Raw genomic sequence first — 16,229 nt, 5'->3', positions numbered from 1 at the left:
AAGACAGCAGCGGCATCAGCGTCGACGACGTGGCCAAGCGCCTGATCGACTTCGGCTTCCACGCCCCGACCATGTCCTTCCCGGTGGCCGGCACGCTGATGATCGAGCCGACCGAAAGCGAATCCAAAGAAGAACTGGACCGCTTCTGCGACGCCATGATCCGCATCCGCGAAGAAATCCGCGCGGTGGAAAATGGCAGCCTGGACAAAGACGACAACCCACTGAAAAACGCCCCGCATACGGCGGCGGAGCTGGTGGGCGAGTGGTCGCATCCGTATAGCCGGGAGCAGGCGGTTTATCCGGTAGCGTCGCTGATCGAAGGCAAGTACTGGCCGCCGGTCGGTCGCGTCGACAACGTCTTCGGCGACCGCAACCTGGTTTGCGCCTGCCCGTCGATCGAAAGCTACGCTTAATCGAATGAGGGGGCGGGTTTGCTCGCCCCCGCTTTCGACAACGCCACAAAACCCTTGTAGGAGCTGGCTTGCCAGCGATGAGGGTGGATCAGTCTACGTATCTGTTGCCTGCCCCATCGCCATCGCTGGCAAGCCAGCTCCCACAAGGAATGCATCAAGCCAGTATTTCCGTCCATTCCTATAACAAGAAACCGGAGAACAACCATGTCGTTAAGCGTGTTCGACCTGTTCAAGATTGGTATCGGTCCTTCCAGCTCCCACACCGTCGGCCCGATGCGCGCCGCCGCGCGTTTTGCCGAAGGCTTGCGCCGTGAAGGACTGCTGACAACGACTGCCTGCGTCAAGGTCGAGCTTTACGGCTCGCTCGGCGCCACCGGCAAGGGCCACGGCAGCGACAAGGCTGTGCTGCTCGGCCTGGAGGGCGAACACCCTGACACCGTAGACACCGAAACCGTCGCCGCCCGCCTGCAACAGATTCGCGGCAACGGACGCTTGAACCTGCTCGGCGAACACAGCATTGCGTTCAACGAGAAAGAACACCTGGCCATGATTCGCAAGCCATTGGCCTATCACCCCAACGGCATGATCTTCCGCGCATTTGACGCAGCCGGCCTGCAAATTCGCAGTCGCGAGTATTACTCGGTCGGCGGCGGGTTTGTCGTCGACGAAGACGCTGCTGGCGCCGACCGCATCGTTGAAGATGCCACGCCCCTGACCTTTCCCTTCAAAAGTGCCAAGGACCTGCTCGGTCATTGCACCACCTACGGCTTGTCCATCAGCCAGGTGATGCTGACCAACGAAAGCGCCTGGCGCCCGGAAGCGGAAACCCGTGCCGGCCTGCTGAAAATCTGGCAAGTGATGCAGGACTGCGTCACCGCCGGTTGCCGCAACGAAGGCATCCTGCCTGGCGGTTTGAAGGTCAAACGGCGGGCGGCCGCGCTGCATCGACAATTGTGCAGCAATCCAGAGTCCTCCTTGCGCGATCCACTGTCCGTGCTGGACTGGGTCAACCTCTACGCCCTGGCCGTCAACGAAGAAAACGCTAACGGCGGGCGCGTGGTCACGGCCCCCACCAACGGTGCAGCCGGGATCATTCCGGCGGTGCTGCATTACTACATGCGTTTTATTCCCGGCGCGAACAATGACGGGGTGGTGCGCTTCCTGCTGACCGCTGCGGCCATCGGCATCCTGTACAAGGAAAACGCCTCTATCTCCGGCGCCGAAGTCGGCTGCCAGGGTGAAGTGGGCGTAGCGTGTTCCATGGCTGCCGGTGCTCTGTGCGAAGTTCTCGGCGGCAGCGTTCAGCAAGTGGAAAACGCCGCCGAAATCGGCATGGAACACAACCTCGGCCTGACGTGCGACCCGATTGGCGGACTGGTGCAGGTGCCTTGCATCGAGCGCAACGCCATGGGCTCGGTCAAGGCCATCAATGCCGTGCGCATGGCCATGCGCGGCGACGGACAACACTTCGTCTCCCTCGACAAGGTCATTCGCACCATGCGCCAGACCGGCGCCGACATGAAAAGCAAATACAAAGAAACCGCCCGTGGCGGTCTAGCGGTCAACATTATCGAGTGCTGATGTGCGCTCACCTGCACACTTCTTCAGGAGCTGAATATGTCCACCGAACCACTGTTGAAAACCCCGTTGCACGCCCTGCATATCGAACTCGGCGCACGCATGGTTCCGTTCGCAGGCTATGACATGCCTGTGCAGTACCCGCTGGGCGTGATGAAAGAACACCAGCACACCCGCGACCAGGCCGGACTGTTTGATGTTTCGCACATGGGCCAGATCCGCCTGACCGGTGCCAATGCCGCCAAGGCCCTGGAAACCCTCGTGCCGGTGGACATCATCGACCTGCCAGTGGGTATGCAACGTTACGCGATGTTCACCAATGAGAGCGGTGGCATCCTCGACGACCTGATGGTCGCCAACCTGGGTAACGACGAATTGTTCCTGGTGGTCAATGCCGCCTGTAAAGATCAGGATCTGGCGCACCTGCGCAAGCATATTGGCGATCAATGCTCCATCGAGTCTCTGTTCGAAGAGCGTGCCCTGCTCGCACTGCAAGGCCCGACAGCGGTCACTGTCCTGGCACGACTGGCGTCGGAAGTGGCGAAGATGACGTTCATGCAGTTCACCCGTGTGAAACTTTTGGGCGTGGAGTGCTTTGTCAGCCGCTCGGGCTACACCGGTGAAGACGGCTTCGAAATTTCCGTGCCGACGCAAAATGCCGAAGCCCTGGCCCGCGCCCTGCTGGCCGAGCCGGAAGTCGAAGCCATCGGCCTCGGCGCGCGCGACTCGTTGCGCCTGGAAGCCGGCCTGTGCCTGTACGGCCACGACATGAACACCGACACCACCCCGATCGAGGCCAGCCTGTTGTGGGCCATATCCAAGCCACGCCGTGCCGATGGCGCGCGCGCCGGTGGCTTCCCGGGTGCAGAGATCGTATTCGCCCAACAACAGGGCGGCGTTAACCGCAAACGGGTCGGTCTGCTGCCGCAGGAACGCACCCCGGTGCGCGAAGGCGCAGAGATCGTCAATGAAGCCAGCGAGATCATCGGCAGCGTCTGCAGCGGCGGTTTCGGGCCGACCCTCGGCGGTCCTTTGGCGATGGGCTACCTCGACAGCGCCTACATCGCTCTCGATACGCCGGTGTGGGCAATTGTTCGTGGGAAAAAGGTGCCTTTGCTTGTAAGCAAAATGCCATTTGTTCCACAACGCTACTATCGCGGCTGATTGACTGTTCCTATAAGTAACGCGGTTGCGTTAACAGTGCACTAATGTGTAACGCAACCGCCATAAAATAGTGCATCGTTTGACTCTAAGCTTCGATTATGAACTTTGCTTATAACGATCGAAAACAATTGAACCAGCATAACGAATAAGCGCCCACTAACAGGCCGTTAAATTGCTCAAACTGAGGAAATCTGGGGACTTCGCAGGGCTTGTTTTTTCTCCCATAGTTGGCGTAGAGTTTGTTCACTGTGTTTGCATGGGTCGCTTGGAATCGTGACCTGGGCAGTAGCCTACAAGTTAGCTACATCCCGTTCGACGTCTTCTTACTCTCCTGCAACCAGCCCCAGTACTCTTTCATGAGAAGGAGACTGTCATTAATTTTAGCGTCAAAGGAAATAAGAAATGTCCCAACGTCAGAGCGGTACCGTCAAGTGGTTTAACGACGAGAAAGGTTTTGGTTTTATCACTCCAGAGAGCGGTCCGGATCTGTTCGTACATTTCCGCGCCATCCAGGGCAACGGCTTCAAGAGCCTGAAAGAAGGCCAAAAAGTGACTTTCATCGCCGTGCAAGGCCAGAAAGGCATGCAGGCTGACGAAGTCATCGCAGAAGCCTAATTTTCTGTTACGAAAAAGCCCCTGATGCTGACATCAGGGGCTTTTTTGTGCGCGCAAATCCGTAAAATGGCTTCTTTTTTCGCCGAGAGCCTGCCATGCCGAAACACCTGCTTACCCCCCAGGGCGAATTTCCTGCCGCGGGCCTGGGTCGTCGCCTGGCAGCGATGTTCTACGACTTCCTGCTGTGCACGGCTCTATTGATCGTGACGAGCGGCATTTACAAGATGGTTCAAATGGCGATCATCGGCGAAGACAAAATGCGCGCCCTCACCGAATCTGGCGCGCTGGATGGCGATCCACTGCTGTCGACAGTGCTCCTGTTCGTACTGTTCGGATTTTTCGCCAAGTTCTGGACCTGGTCTGGCCAGACGTTGGGGATGCAGGTCTGGTGCATCCGCGTCCAGAATGCCGACGGCTCCTCAATCAGCCTGTGGCAAGCTTTGCTGCGTTTCGTGGTGTCTATCGCGTCGTTGCTATGCCTGGGCTTGGGTTTCTTCTGGTCGCTGTACGACAAGCAGAAACGCAGCTGGCATGACATGTATTCCAATACTCAACTGGTGCAGATTCCAAAGAAATCCAAATAAATTCGCACCGCACAAATCATTGTGGGAGCGAGCCCGCTCGCGAAGGCAGCTTATCAGTCAACATGCCTGTGACTGACAGTCCGCCATCGAGATGAGGCTCGCTCCCACAGTTTTTTCTACTAGCCGGTGGATCTCAGGCGTTGCCCGCCAGTTTCATCCGCGCAGCCTGGGTGAAGTCGAGCATCCGCTTCAGCGGTCGAATCGCCTGTGGAATCAGCGCAGGATCAACAAAGATCTCATTTGCCCCTTCCTTCAAGCTCTTGAGCGTGCGCTCAAGGGTATTCATCGCCATCCATGGGCAGTGCGCGCAGCTGCGGCATGCAGCGCCGTTACCGGCCGTTGGCGCTTCGATAAAGACCTTGTCAGGACACAACTGCTGCATCTTGTAGAAAATGCCACGATCAGTGGCGACAATCAGGGTCTTGTTCGGAAGGCTCTGCGCCGCCGCGATCAACTGACTGGTGGAACCAACGGCATCCGCCAGCTCGATCACCGATGTCGGCGATTCCGGGTGCACCAGAATTGCCGCATCCGGATACAGCGCCTTCATGTCTTCGAGCTGCTTCGATTTGAATTCTTCGTGAACGATGCAGGCGCCATCCCAAAGCAGCATGTCGGCGCCAGTCTGGCGCTGAATGTAAGTGCCCAGGTGCTTGTCCGGCCCCCAGATGATCGTTTCGCCGTTATCCATCAGGCTTTCGACGATCTCCAGCGCGCAGCTTGAGGTCACCACCCAATCCGCCCGGGCTTTGACCGCCGCCGACGTATTGGCATAAACCACCACAGTACGCTCGGGGTGCTGATCGCAGAACGCGGAAAACTCGTCGACCGGGCAACCCAGATCCAGCGAACAGGTCGCTTCCAGGGTCGGCATCAGGATTCTTTTTTCCGGATTAAGGATCTTGGCGGTTTCGCCCATGAACTTCACACCGGCGACCACGACGGTCTTGGCCGGATGATCATTGCCAAAGCGAGCCATCTCCAGCGAGTCGGAGACACAGCCACCGGTTTCTTCGGCCAGGGCCTGAATGATCGGGTCACAATAGAAGTGAGCAACCAGCACTGCGTCCTGAGCCTTGAGCTCGGCAGCGATGGCGGCACGGTAATGGGCTTCCTCATCGGCGGTCAGCGGCTTGGGCTGCTTGGCGTCGAGGTGGGCTTGAACCAGAAGGCGTTCGGAAATCTGCGTCATGTTCGCAAGACCTGCAGGCGCATTCGCGCGAAAGTCGAGTATACACCCGGCTCCAGACCCTGCTGGGTACCGCCGGGAAAGTGAGTATTGATCAGGCACGGACAGCGTTGAAGCTGCGCAAGGCTACAGAATATCCCGACGATGCAAAAGATGATTCTGACTTGCGTCATGAGGTGACGCCCAGAATCTGAGCAACCCTGAATCGCAGGCAAAAAAAAATCCGGAAATCCTCACTTTCGTGGGCCTTCCAGACTTTTAAAACAGCTTGAAAATGGTGGGTCGTGTGGGATTCGAACCTACGACCAATTGGTTAAAAGCCAACTGCTCTACCAACTGAGCTAACGACCCGCTGTGTGGTGGCGCGTATAATACTGATTTTTAAGGACTATTCAACACCTATTTTGAAATAAATCAAAAATAAGGTGTTGGATCACTGATTCCGGCCGCCGAAAAGCCTTCCGCACGCAATCGGCAGCTATCGCATTTGCCGCAGGCACGGCCGTTATCGTCGGCCTGATAGCAAGAAACGGTCAGACTGTAATCCACACCAAGCTTCACGCCCGCCTGAACGATCTGCGCCTTGCTCAGGTTTTGCAGTGGCGCCTGGATGCGAAACCCCTGCCCTTCTACACCGGCCTTGGTGGCCAGATTGGCCATGCGCTCGAACGCTTCGACAAATTCGGGACGGCAGTCGGGGTAACCGGAGTAATCGACCGCATTCACACCGATAAAGATGTCACGCGCACCCAGCACTTCCGCCCAGCCCAGCGCCAGCGACAGAAACACCGTGTTGCGTGCAGGGACGTAAGTCACCGGAATGCCTTCGCTTGGCGATTCCGGTACGTCGATGCTGCTATCGGTCAACGCTGAACCGCCAATGCCATTCAGGTTCAGTCCGATGACCTTGTGCTCGACCACGCCCAGATCGCGGGCAACACGTTCGGCGGCGTGTAATTCAGCACGGTGCCGCTGACCATAGTCGAAGCTCATGGTGTAGCAGCTGTAGCCTTCGGCGCGGGCCATGGCGACGACGGTCGCCGAGTCCAAACCTCCGGAAAGCAGGATGACCGCACGTTTTTCAGCAGTGTTCAGTTGTTCTGTCATTTCAGCGCCCCGGCTCGTCATTCCAAAGATATTTATGCAGCTGCAATTGCAGGCGTACTGGCAGGTTGTCTGCCACCACCCAGTCAGCCAGGTCTCGAGCATTAAGATCATGGTGACTAGGCGAAAACAGGACTTCGCCGGCGCGCTGATCAAGACCGTACTGGATCAGCTTGGACACCGACCAGTCATAGTCTTCCCGCGAGCAGATCACGAACTTCACCTGATCGTTGGGCGTGAGCAATTCAATGTTCTCGTAACGGTTGCGATGCGCTTCTTTCGAACCTGGAGTTTTCAGGTCGACGACGCGACTGACCCGGGAATCTACCGCCGATATATCGAGAGAACCACTGGTTTCCAGTGACACTTGGTAACCGGCATCGCATAACCGCTTGAGCAGTGGAATGGCGTTGGGTTGTGCCAGGGGCTCGCCGCCGGTGACACAGACATAACGCGGGCGGAAACCGGCCACTTGCTCGAGGATGTCGTCGAGCGTACGAAGGGTTCCGCCAGTGAAGGCGTAGGCGCTGTCGCAGTATTGGCAACGCAACGGACAGCCAGTCAAACGCACAAAAACAGTGGGCAGGCCGGCAGTCCGAGTTTCACCCTGCAACGAGTAGAAAACTTCGGTAATTCTCAATGTGTCTTGCATAGTCGCCACGGGCGTAACAGCTAAACAGGCTGTCCGCCTCCGTCAGGCACTTCAAGGAACCCCGGCAATGCGCAGGCCCCAAAAAGCGTGTTTCAGAAAAAAGGGGGTGAATTCTAACGAAAAAACCCGCGACAAGCGCGGGTTTCTTCGAAACGGGTCAAGCAGGCTTACATGCGCTGCAAATCGCGTTGAGCCAGCTGAGCGGCGGAAGTGCCCGGATATTGGGAAACCACCTGCTGCAGAATGCCTTTGACGCGGTCGGTATGACCGAGACGGCGCTCCACATCAGCGAGCTTGTACAGCGAATCAGGCACCTTCGCGTGCTTCGGGTACAGCTGCGAAACCTTGGCAAACGCCTGACCTGCGCCTTGCAGATCGCCCTTGGCCAGGTTCACTTCGCCCAACCAGTACTGGGCATTACCCGCGTATTGGCTGTTCGGGTATTTGCGCAGGAATGCGGCGAAAGCCTGACTGGCCTTGTCGAAATCCTTGGCTTTGATCAAGTCGAAGGCTGCGTCGTAATAGAGCTTTTCCTTCGCCGGGTCCGCCGGTTCGCTACCCGCGGCCGGTGCTTGAGCGGCGGCCGCCCCTGCACCTGCGCCTGCTGCTGCAACGGGGGCGTTCAAATCGCCACCGGTAGAAAAATTCTCAGGAGTCGCGGCCGGTGCAGCGCCGGTTCCTATGCGCCGATCCAGGTCCTGGTATCGCTCCAGGTTTTCCTGCTTCATGCGCGCTACATCATTTTGCAGAACCTCGATTGCGCCTTGCTGACGCTCGATTTGTTGCTGCATCGATTGCAGTTGGTTGAACAGCTCGCCCTGTGCCGAGACAGGGGCCGAAACCCCTCCCCCGGCATAGGCGCCGTTCGTACCGTAACCTGCAGGCGGATAACTGCTCCCGCTATTGTTATAACCGGAGTTGTTATCGACCACAGGAACCGCAGCCCACACCGCGAGCGGTGCGAGACTGAGAGCCAGAACAGTTACAGCACGACGGCACGTTCGCATGACGAATTACTTACGCAGTTCGACGCGACGGTTTTGAGCCCAGGACTGCTCGTCGTTGCCGGTAGCAACTGGACGCTCTTCGCCGTAGGAAACCAGTTCCAGCTGAGCTGGGGAAACACCTTGCAGTACCAGGTAGCGCTGAACGGCTTTCGCACGACGCTCGCCCAGTGCCATGTTGTACTCACGAGTACCACGTTCGTCGGTGTTGCCTTCCAGAACAACGCGAGCGCCGTTTGCTTTCAGGTCTTTGGCGTGAACGTCCAGAGCGCGCATGGCTTCTGGCTTCAGGTCCGAGCTATCGTATTCGAAGTAGAAGGTGGTGATTGCGCGCAGAGCAGCTTCTTCGCTCAGGGAACCGTCAACAGCACCAGTGTTGGCGCCATAACCAGCGTTTGGATCAACAGCGCCTTGACCGGCGTTGTCGCCGCCTTTGGACGAGCAACCTACAGCTACAGCCATGGCCAGAGCCAGCGCAGCAAATTTACCAAACTTCAGCATTTCCATCGTGAAACTCCTAATGAACCCCAGTGTGTTAAATAAAACGTATAGCGCCGCGTCAGTTCAGGTAAGGGGACCAGGAAGGTTCTCTGACTTCGCCTTGAGCGGTAGGAAGCGGGAGCCTTACGCGTCCATTGATAGACACGAGCATCAAGACTCCCCGGCCCTGCTGGCGGGTGGCGTAGATTACCATGGTGCCGTTGGGCGCAACAGTGGGCGACTCGTCCAGAGTGCTATCAGTGAGGATCTTTACACTACCGCGTTGCAAATCCTGAGCCGCCACTTTGAAATTGGTGAAACCGTCCTGGCGGTGAATCATCACCAGGGTTTTTTCGTCGGCCGACAGTTTAGGGTTGGCGTTGTAGTTACCAATGAAGGTCACACGCTCGGCACCACCACCGCCCACGCTGGTTTTGTAGATCTGCGGTTTGCCGCCACGGTCTGAAGTGAAGTAGATGGTCGAACCATCCTTGCCCCAGAACGGCTCAGTGTTGATACCAGGACCGTTGGTGACACGGGTGATCTGACGCGAGCCCAGATTCATCACATAGATGTCCGGGTTGCCATCCTTCGACAGTACGAATGCCAGGCGGTTGCCATCCGGCGACCAGGCAGGTGCGCCGTTAAGGCCTTCGAAGTTGGTGATCTGCTCACGGCGACCGGTGTCGATGTTCTGCATGAAGATACGAGGACGCTTCTGCTCGAACGAAACGTAGGCGATGCGCTTGCCATCCGGCGCGAAGCGCGGCGACAGAATCGGCTCGCGCGATTGCAGCAGAGTCACGGCGCGAGCACCGTCATAGTCCGAACGCTGCAGTGTGTAGCGAGTGTTCTTCTCGGAGAAACGCTCGGCAGTCACGTACAGCAGACGAGTCGAGAACGCACCTTTGATGCCGGTGAGTTTTTCGAACGACTGGTCGGAGATGTAGTGCGCCATATCTCGCAGCTGATCCACGCCGCCCGATACACTGCCGGTCAGCACTTGCTGCTCGGTGGCGACGTTGAACAGCGCGTATTGCACCTGCAGGCGGCCACCGGCCGGAACAATGCTGCCGACCATGACGTACTGGGCACCCAGTGCCTTGAAGTCACGGTAGATGATTTCGCTGGCCTGACTCGGCTGGCTGATCATGTTCTGCTTGGGAATCGGCGAGTAGTAACCCGAATTGCGCAGGTCATTACCGATGATTTCGGCCATGTCGTCCGGCAGGACGCTGCCGCCCTGGTTACCGAACGGTACGACGGCGATCGGAGTAGCCCGATCGCTGCCGCTGGTGACCAGAATGTTTTTCTCATCTGCCATCGCCATCCCTGCCATGCAGCAGATAACGACCAGCATTCCTCGAAGAAGGTTTCTCACAAGGCTAGATCCTCAGGTGTGAATGTCATCTTGAATGAACGATACGGAGCGAAATCACTCGGCTTCATTCCCTGCATTTCTGTCAAACGTCCAATATTCTTCACCGCTGCTACAGCCGATGCGTCAAATGGACCGTCGCCACTGGACTTGGCCACACTGACCGAAGTCACCGTACCGTCCGGCAACATGCCGATTTGCAACACGACCGTCATGCCTTTGCGGGCCGAAGGTGGACGAGCCCAGCCTTCCGCTGCACGAGCCCGAATCAGGTCATCGAAACTGCCGGCGACTTCGTCACCCTGCTCATCGGCCAAGGCCTGCTGACGCTGCGGCGTATCGGAAAGCAAATCTGCCAAGGCCTGGGCCTTTTTGTCTTCGGCGGATTTACGCGCCGCATCCTGCGATTTCTTCTTCGCAGCATCGGCAGCAGCTTTCTTCTTCGCTTCTTCGGCGACTTTCTTCTTCGCCTCTTCAGCTTCAGCTTTCTTCTTGGCGTCTTCCGCGGCTTTCTTCTTCGCGTCTTCGACGATCTTCTTCTTCGCTTCTTCAGCGGCCGCTTTCTTGGCCTCTTCTTCAGCAGCCTTCTTGGCTTCTTCTTCCGCTTTCTTCTTGGCTATATCAGCCAATTGTTTCTCTTCTGCCTTCTTGGCTTCGGCGGTCTTCTTCGCTTCATCGGCTTTCTTGGCCTCATCAGCCTTTTTCGCCTCTGCTGCTTTCTTCGACTCGTCGGCCTTCTTGGCTTCCTCGGCCTTTTGAGCCGCTTCTTCTTTCTTTTGTTCCGCAGCCTTTATCGCTTCCTGCTCGACCTTCTTCTGTTCCATCTGTTCGACTTCGGTCTGACGCGCAGCAGATTTCTGCGCTTCACCGGCAATCTTCTGATTGGTCTGGGTGGTCGCCCGACTTTTCGATTTCAGCTGGTACAAGGTCGCCTGGACAATCGGCTTGGCCGGCGGCAGTTCCGGTGTCATGGCGAAACTGACAAACAGCATGCCGAACACCAGCACGTGCAAGCCAATCGCCCAGACACTAGGCCAGAAGTAGCTTTCCGAGGCGGACGGCTCTCGCTGTTGCTGCATCAGGGGGCCTCGGTAATCAAGCCAACATTACCGACCCCGGCTTTCTGCAATCCGCCCATGGCGCCCATGACAGAGCCGTAATCGACGGACTTGTCGCCGCGAATGAAGACCTGGGTGTGCTTGCCGCCTTCATTGCCGGCACGAATGATCTTGGTCACCGCGTCAGTCATCTGAGGCAGGGTCATGGCCCTGTCCTGTTGCTTCTCTGTGTCGACTTCGCTGCCAAGGTTCCAGTAATAGGTCTTGTCAGCCTTGATCGAAATGGTCAGGACCTGGGTGTTGTTGTCCTGCGGCAAGGCTTCGCTGGAAACCTTGGGCAAATCAACTTTCACGCCCTGATTGAGCATCGGCGCGGTCACCATGAAGATGACCAGTAGCACCAACATCACGTCGATGTAGGGCACCACGTTCATCTCGGCGACCGGCTTGCGCTTGTGTCGAGCTCGAGCGATTAAAGCCATTGGAAATTACCTGCTTATTCTTCGCTGGTGTGCACTTTGCGGTGCAGGATCGCCTGGAATTCATCGGCGAAGGTGTAGTAACGGCTCAGCAGGGTTTCGCTGCGAGCAGAGAAGCGGTTGTAAGCGATAACGGCCGGGATGGCGGCGAACAGACCGATCGCAGTGGCGACCAGGGCTTCGGCGATACCAGGGGCCACAGTCGCCAGCGTTGCTTGCTGGGCAGTCGCCAGGCCACGGAAGGAGTTCATGATGCCCCAGACCGTACCGAATAGACCGATGTACGGGCTGACAGAACCGACGGTGGCCAGGAACGGCAAGCTTTGCTCGAGCTTTTCTTCTTCGCGGGAAATGGCAACCCTCATGGCGCGAGCCACGCCTTCCATGACCGCTTCAGGGTCGACACCAGGCTGCTGACGCAGACGAGAGAACTCTTTGAAACCGGCGCGGAAGATCTGCTCGACACCCGAATCCGGGTCCGGGTTGCTGCCGGCCTGACGGTAGAGTTTGGACAGGTCGATACCCGACCAGAAGCGCTCTTCAAAGCTCTCAAGGGCACGTCGGCCAGCGCGTATCAGATTGCTGCGCTGAAAAATCATGATCCACGAGGTCACCGATGCGGCTACCAGGATCAGCATTACCAATTGCACCACGACACTGGCATTGCTGACCAGGCTCCACATGGAGGAATGGTCGACGACGTTAGCTTCCACGCTTTATCTCCTGCTTTGAGTGTGTACCCGCGCCGCTCACGTCGGCAAAGGCCGCTCGTAGAGCTTCGGGAATGGCCCGGGGTTTCAAACTGTTAGTGCGCACACAGGCCACCAAAAACTGCCCCTCGCAGAGCAGCGCATTATCCGTAGCCCGCCTGACCTGCTGTTTAAAGCGCAGGCTGACACGGTTCAATTCGATTACTTCAGCGCTTACCAACAGCTCGTCGTCCAGTCGCGCCGGCGCGTGGTAGCGCGCTTCGCTGGAATGCACGACGAACAACAGGTCCTCACCTGCCAGCTGCGATTGGGCGAAGCCCAGATCTCGTAGCCGCTCGGTTCGAGCCCGTTCCATAAACTTGAGGTAATTAACGTAATACACGATGCCGCCCGCATCGGTGTCCTCGTAATAAACGCGACAACGATGTGCGAAAGGCTCAAGCCCGTTTTGCGCGCGCATACTCTAGTGCTTACTCCTCAGGTTGCCAATCCGGCCAGGCAACTGTTTTTCATTGTTCTGCGGCTTTCTTGCAAAAGCGCGGTCATAGGACAGCACAATGCCCGAATAAATCAGCACGCAAAGGTTATTAATCGTCCACGGCATCAAGGAACTCGTCTACCACGGGCATATCACCCAATCGTGACGGAATGTTTAAGCCAAAGTGCAGGTACGCATGGCGCGTCACTACCCGCCCGCGCGGCGTGCGCATGATGTAGCCCTGCTGGATCAGATAGGGCTCAAGTACGTCTTCAATGGTGTGACGTTCCTCACTGATGGCTGCGGCGAGGCTGTCGACCCCAACCGGCCCGCCATCGAACTTCTCGATCATGGTCAGTAACAGACGCCGGTCCTGATGATCGAAGCCACGCTCGTCGACATCCAGCAGGTTCAGGGCCAGGTCGGCAATCGGCTTGGTGATGTGGCCCTTGGCACGAACTTCGGCGAAATCCCGCACGCGACGCAGCAAGCGATTGGCGATTCGCGGGGTACCCCGGGCACGGCGGGCGATTTCAAAGGCGCCTTCCGGATCCAGCGGCAACCCAAGGATGTTGGCCGAACGACTCACAATCGTGGCCAGGTCGGCAGTGCTGTAGAACTCCAGACGCTGGACGATCCCGAAACGGTCACGCAACGGGTTGGTCAGCATCCCCGCCCGCGTGGTCGCACCGACCAGGGTGAAAGGCGGCAAGTCCAGCTTGATCGAACGCGCAGCCGGCCCCTCTCCGATCATGATGTCGAGCTGGAAATCCTCCATCGCCGGGTACAACACTTCCTCGACAATCGGCGATAGCCGATGAATTTCGTCGATGAACAGTACGTCATGCGGCTCAAGATTGGTCAGCAGCGCCGCCAAGTCGCCCGGGCGCTCCAGCACAGGCCCCGATGTGCTCTTTATCGAAACACCCATTTCCTGGGCGATGATGTTGGCCAGGGTGGTTTTACCCAAACCCGGCGGCCCGAAAATCAGCGTGTGATCCAGGGACTCACTGCGCCCACGGGCCGCCTGGATGAACAACTCCATCTGCTCGCGAACGGTCGGCTGACCAATGTATTCGGCCAGGCTGACTGGCCGTATCGCACGGTCCTGGACTTCCTCGCGATCACGGGGACCACCCGTAGCGGCGATCAGACGATCAGCTTCAATCACTTAAATCATTCCCTTCAGGGCACGACGAATCAGGTCTTCACTGCTCAATCCTTTCTCCTTGATCGCGGAAATCGCCTTACTGGCCTCCTGCGGCTTGTACCCCAGGGAAATCAGCGCACTGACCGCGTCGTTTTCGGCGCTATTGACCGGGGCTGGCCCATCCGGCTGGTTCGGAACCAAGGCAAACATAGCCGGTACCGTTTCCCAGGCCTTGAAGCGATCCTTGAGCTCCACCAACAGGCGCTCTGCAGTTTTTTTGCCCACGCCTGGCACCTTGGTCAGCGCCGAAGTGTCCTGGGATTGAACACAGCGGACCAACTCATCGACTTCAAGGCTGGACATCAACGCCAGGGCTAACTTCGGCCCGACGCCATTGAGACGGATCAATTCGCGAAAAAAGTCTCGCTCACGCTTACCGACGAAGCCATAGAGTAACTGCGCGTCTTCGCGTACGACCAAATGGGTGTGCAACGTCAGCGGTTCACCGACCGACGGCAGGCGATAAAGCGTGGTCATGGGCACTTCAAGCTCATACCCAAGACCATTTACATCGAGAATCAGATGCGGCGGCTGTTTCTCAGCCAGTGTGCCGCGCAAGCGTCCAATCACGTTACAGATCCTTGAGCGTTGGCCAGCGCAAGGCCAGCGACAGAAAGAGCGAGGATTTGCGCCGACAACTCAGGCGCAAAATCCTCATCCCATAAAATTGACTGCTGATGCTATCAGAGACGCAAGCGCCCGCCACGACTGCGTGCCGTGCCAAGGCCGTGGGGCAACAGGCTGGAACGGGTATGAGCATGGCAAATTGCAATGGCCAGGGCATCCGAGGCATCGATTTGCGGCTTGCTGGTCAGCTTAAGCATATGCATGACCATCATCTGTACCTGCTCTTTGTTCGCCCCGCCCGTCCCGGTCACCGCTTGTTTGACCTGGGTAGCGGTGTACTCGGCGATTTCCAGGTTTTCTTCGGCACCAGCGACAATGGCCGCGCCACGAGCCTGCCCAAGTTTCAGCGCCGAGTCGGCGTTGCGCGCCATGAACACCTTTTCAATGCCCATGGTCACTGGACCGTAAGTCTGGATGACCTCACGAACACCGCGATAGACGATTTGCAGGCGCTCATGCAACTCGCCCGAGCCGGTGCGAATGCAGCCCGACGCCACGTAAACGCAGCCACGACCAGTATCGCGAACCACGCCATAACCGGTGATCCGCGATCCGGGGTCGATACCTAGAATTAAAGTCATAACGCCTGCGGGATATTGGAAAAAGCCACGTATCAAACCTGTAGGAGCGAGTTTGCTCGCGATGGGCGCCAACGATGACGCAGGCGACCTGAATTAGCGCGCTCCTCTCGGGCTCATCGCGAGCAGGCTCGCTCCTGCAAAGGCAAAATCAGCCGAGTTGTGCGGCCACCGACGACGGAATATCCGCATTGGAGTAGACATTCTGCACGTCATCCAGGTCTTCAAGCATGTCGATCAGCTTGAGGACTTTCTCGGCGCCCTCCAGATCCAGTTCGGCGCTGGTGGTCGGCAGCATGACGATTTCCGCGTCTTCGCCCTTGAACCCGGCCGCTTCCAATGCGTTACGCACGGAATAGAACCCGGCAAACGAGGTGAACACATCAATGGAACCGTCTTCGTTGGTCACCACGTCGTCGGCATCGGCCTCCATGGCCGCTTCCATCAGCGCATCCTCATCGGCGCCTGGTGCAAAGGAGATCTGCCCCTTTCGCTCGAACAGATAAGCCACCGAACCGTCGGTGCCCAGGTTGCCGCCGCACTTGCTGAACGCATGGCGTACCGCCGCCGCAGTACGGTTGCGGTTGTCGGTCATGCACTCGACCATCACCGCTACCCCGCCCGGACCGTAACCTTCGTAGGTCAGCTCGACCACGTCGTCAGTGTCGGCAGCACCGGTACCACGGGCGATGGCGCGATCGATGATGTCGCGGCTCATGTTCGCACCCAGGGCCTTGTCCAGGGCCAGGCGCAGACGCGGATTGGAGCCCGGATCACCGCCACCCTGACGGGCAGCGACGGTCAACTCGCGAATCCACTTGGTGAAAATCTTGCCTCTCTTGGCATCCTGACGTTCTTTGCGGTGCTTGATGTTCGCCCACTTGGAATGACCTGCCATAACTCGCTCCGAATTCTCTTTGACACATTA

Annotated in this window: 18 protein-coding genes, 1 tRNA gene and 1 pseudogene; 5 read left to right on the top strand and 15 right to left on the bottom strand. The window is 57.8% G+C overall.

What is annotated here, in order from left to right; genetic code table 11:
- The 5 genes and pseudogenes from F7R06_RS26505 to F7R06_RS26485 form a co-directional block, all read left to right on the top strand.
- Positions 1-413: pseudogene (locus tag F7R06_RS26505) on the top strand (glycine dehydrogenase (aminomethyl-transferring)); the annotation flags it as partial.
- A 204-nt stretch (positions 414-617) separates the two neighbouring features.
- Entirely contained in the window at positions 618-1,994 is a 1,377-nt protein-coding gene (locus tag F7R06_RS26500) for an L-serine ammonia-lyase (RefSeq protein ID WP_090324759.1), read from the top strand.
- A gap of 36 nt (positions 1,995-2,030) precedes the next feature.
- Entirely contained in the window at positions 2,031-3,155 is a 1,125-nt protein-coding gene (gcvT, locus tag F7R06_RS26495; RefSeq protein ID WP_090324760.1) for a glycine cleavage system aminomethyltransferase GcvT, read from the top strand.
- 402 nt (positions 3,156-3,557) lie between these two features.
- Positions 3,558-3,770 (top strand): cold-shock protein, encoded by a 213-nt coding sequence (locus tag F7R06_RS26490; RefSeq protein WP_010220199.1) that lies wholly within the window; start codon positions 3,558-3,560, stop codon positions 3,768-3,770.
- A 95-nt stretch (positions 3,771-3,865) separates the two neighbouring features.
- Positions 3,866-4,354 carry an RDD family protein gene (locus F7R06_RS26485; protein WP_090324762.1) on the top strand — a complete coding sequence of 163 codons (489 nt, stop codon included), beginning with the start codon at positions 3,866-3,868 and terminating at the stop codon, positions 4,352-4,354.
- Positions 4,355-4,487: 133 nt separating this feature from the next.
- Here the strand turns inward: F7R06_RS26485 and nadA are convergent, their stop codons facing one another.
- From nadA to F7R06_RS26410, 15 genes are all read right to left on the bottom strand, one after another.
- Positions 4,488-5,546 (bottom strand): quinolinate synthase NadA, encoded by a 1,059-nt coding sequence (gene nadA, locus F7R06_RS26480; protein WP_090324763.1) that lies wholly within the window; start codon positions 5,544-5,546, stop codon positions 4,488-4,490.
- A 272-nt stretch (positions 5,547-5,818) separates the two neighbouring features.
- Positions 5,819-5,894, bottom strand: a tRNA-Lys gene (locus tag F7R06_RS26475).
- Between the two features lie 63 nt (positions 5,895-5,957).
- A complete protein-coding gene (gene queC, locus F7R06_RS26470; RefSeq protein WP_090324765.1) occupies positions 5,958-6,650 on the bottom strand; it encodes a 7-cyano-7-deazaguanine synthase QueC in 693 nt (230 codons plus the stop codon).
- 1 nt (position 6,651) lies between these two features.
- Positions 6,652-7,299, bottom strand: a complete 648-nt coding sequence (gene queE, locus F7R06_RS26465) for a 7-carboxy-7-deazaguanine synthase QueE (RefSeq protein ID WP_090324766.1) — start codon at positions 7,297-7,299, stop codon at positions 6,652-6,654.
- A gap of 167 nt (positions 7,300-7,466) precedes the next feature.
- Positions 7,467-8,306 (bottom strand): tol-pal system protein YbgF, encoded by an 840-nt coding sequence (gene ybgF, locus F7R06_RS26460; protein WP_090324768.1) that lies wholly within the window; start codon positions 8,304-8,306, stop codon positions 7,467-7,469.
- 6 nt (positions 8,307-8,312) lie between these two features.
- On the bottom strand, positions 8,313-8,810 hold the full coding sequence (gene pal / locus F7R06_RS26455) for a peptidoglycan-associated lipoprotein Pal (RefSeq protein WP_090187413.1): 498 nt from the start codon (positions 8,808-8,810) through the stop codon (positions 8,313-8,315).
- 52 nt (positions 8,811-8,862) lie between these two features.
- Entirely contained in the window at positions 8,863-10,143 is a 1,281-nt protein-coding gene (gene tolB, locus F7R06_RS26450; RefSeq protein WP_162842395.1) for a Tol-Pal system beta propeller repeat protein TolB, read from the bottom strand.
- Between the two features lie 17 nt (positions 10,144-10,160).
- The gene (gene tolA / locus F7R06_RS26445; RefSeq protein ID WP_090324772.1) at positions 10,161-11,240 is read right to left on the bottom strand and encodes a cell envelope integrity protein TolA; all 1,080 of its coding nucleotides are present in this window, start codon (positions 11,238-11,240) and stop codon (positions 10,161-10,163) included.
- Positions 11,240-11,692: a protein TolR gene (gene tolR, locus F7R06_RS26440; RefSeq protein WP_161793955.1), complete on the bottom strand. Its 453-nt coding sequence runs from the start codon at positions 11,690-11,692 to the stop codon at positions 11,240-11,242. The genes tolA and tolR overlap by 1 nt, the downstream gene beginning before the upstream one ends.
- A gap of 23 nt (positions 11,693-11,715) precedes the next feature.
- A complete protein-coding gene (gene tolQ, locus F7R06_RS26435) occupies positions 11,716-12,411 on the bottom strand; it encodes a protein TolQ (RefSeq protein WP_047532507.1) in 696 nt (231 codons plus the stop codon).
- Positions 12,401-12,868 carry a tol-pal system-associated acyl-CoA thioesterase gene (gene ybgC, locus F7R06_RS26430; protein ID WP_090324775.1) on the bottom strand — a complete coding sequence of 156 codons (468 nt, stop codon included), beginning with the start codon at positions 12,866-12,868 and terminating at the stop codon, positions 12,401-12,403. The genes tolQ and ybgC overlap by 11 nt, the downstream gene beginning before the upstream one ends.
- Before the next feature lie 127 nt (positions 12,869-12,995).
- Positions 12,996-14,057: a Holliday junction branch migration DNA helicase RuvB gene (gene ruvB, locus F7R06_RS26425; RefSeq protein WP_090324776.1), complete on the bottom strand. Its 1,062-nt coding sequence runs from the start codon at positions 14,055-14,057 to the stop codon at positions 12,996-12,998.
- Positions 14,058-14,666 carry a Holliday junction branch migration protein RuvA gene (gene ruvA / locus F7R06_RS26420; protein ID WP_046818808.1) on the bottom strand — a complete coding sequence of 203 codons (609 nt, stop codon included), beginning with the start codon at positions 14,664-14,666 and terminating at the stop codon, positions 14,058-14,060.
- Positions 14,667-14,779: 113 nt separating this feature from the next.
- The gene (gene ruvC / locus F7R06_RS26415) at positions 14,780-15,304 is read right to left on the bottom strand and encodes a crossover junction endodeoxyribonuclease RuvC (protein ID WP_034149140.1); all 525 of its coding nucleotides are present in this window, start codon (positions 15,302-15,304) and stop codon (positions 14,780-14,782) included.
- Positions 15,305-15,452: 148 nt separating this feature from the next.
- Positions 15,453-16,199: a YebC/PmpR family DNA-binding transcriptional regulator gene (locus tag F7R06_RS26410; RefSeq protein ID WP_090324778.1), complete on the bottom strand. Its 747-nt coding sequence runs from the start codon at positions 16,197-16,199 to the stop codon at positions 15,453-15,455.
- Between the last annotated feature and the right edge of the window lie 30 nt (positions 16,200-16,229).

Origin of the sequence: Pseudomonas moorei (genome assembly GCF_008801475.1) — a bacterium.
Lineage (GTDB): Bacteria > Pseudomonadota > Gammaproteobacteria > Pseudomonadales > Pseudomonadaceae > Aquipseudomonas > Aquipseudomonas moorei.
The sequence above is the reverse complement of the archived record's forward strand: the minus strand, read 5'-3'. Positions and strand labels throughout refer to the sequence as shown.

Bases quoted from the DNA above. Each gene is read 5' to 3' on its own strand.
- F7R06_RS26500 (WP_090324759.1), top strand. From the start codon at position 618: ATGTCGTTAAGCGTGTTCGACCTGTTCAAGATTGGTATCGGTCCTTCC.
- gcvT (WP_090324760.1), top strand. From the start codon at position 2,031: ATGTCCACCGAACCACTGTTGAAAACCCCGTTGCACGCCCTGCATATC.
- F7R06_RS26490 (WP_010220199.1), top strand. From the start codon at position 3,558: ATGTCCCAACGTCAGAGCGGTACCGTCAAGTGGTTTAACGACGAGAAA.
- F7R06_RS26485 (WP_090324762.1), top strand. From the start codon at position 3,866: ATGCCGAAACACCTGCTTACCCCCCAGGGCGAATTTCCTGCCGCGGGC.
- nadA (WP_090324763.1), bottom strand. From the start codon at position 5,546: ATGACGCAGATTTCCGAACGCCTTCTGGTTCAAGCCCACCTCGACGCC.
- queC (WP_090324765.1), bottom strand. From the start codon at position 6,650: ATGACAGAACAACTGAACACTGCTGAAAAACGTGCGGTCATCCTGCTT.
- queE (WP_090324766.1), bottom strand. From the start codon at position 7,299: ATGCAAGACACATTGAGAATTACCGAAGTTTTCTACTCGTTGCAGGGT.
- ybgF (WP_090324768.1), bottom strand. From the start codon at position 8,306: ATGCGAACGTGCCGTCGTGCTGTAACTGTTCTGGCTCTCAGTCTCGCA.
- pal (WP_090187413.1), bottom strand. From the start codon at position 8,810: ATGGAAATGCTGAAGTTTGGTAAATTTGCTGCGCTGGCTCTGGCCATG.
- tolB (WP_162842395.1), bottom strand. From the start codon at position 10,143: ATGCTGGTCGTTATCTGCTGCATGGCAGGGATGGCGATGGCAGATGAG.
- tolA (WP_090324772.1), bottom strand. From the start codon at position 11,240: ATGCAGCAACAGCGAGAGCCGTCCGCCTCGGAAAGCTACTTCTGGCCT.
- ybgC (WP_090324775.1), bottom strand. From the start codon at position 12,868: ATGCGCGCGCAAAACGGGCTTGAGCCTTTCGCACATCGTTGTCGCGTT.
- ruvC (WP_034149140.1), bottom strand. From the start codon at position 15,304: ATGACTTTAATTCTAGGTATCGACCCCGGATCGCGGATCACCGGTTAT.
- F7R06_RS26410 (WP_090324778.1), bottom strand. From the start codon at position 16,199: ATGGCAGGTCATTCCAAGTGGGCGAACATCAAGCACCGCAAAGAACGT.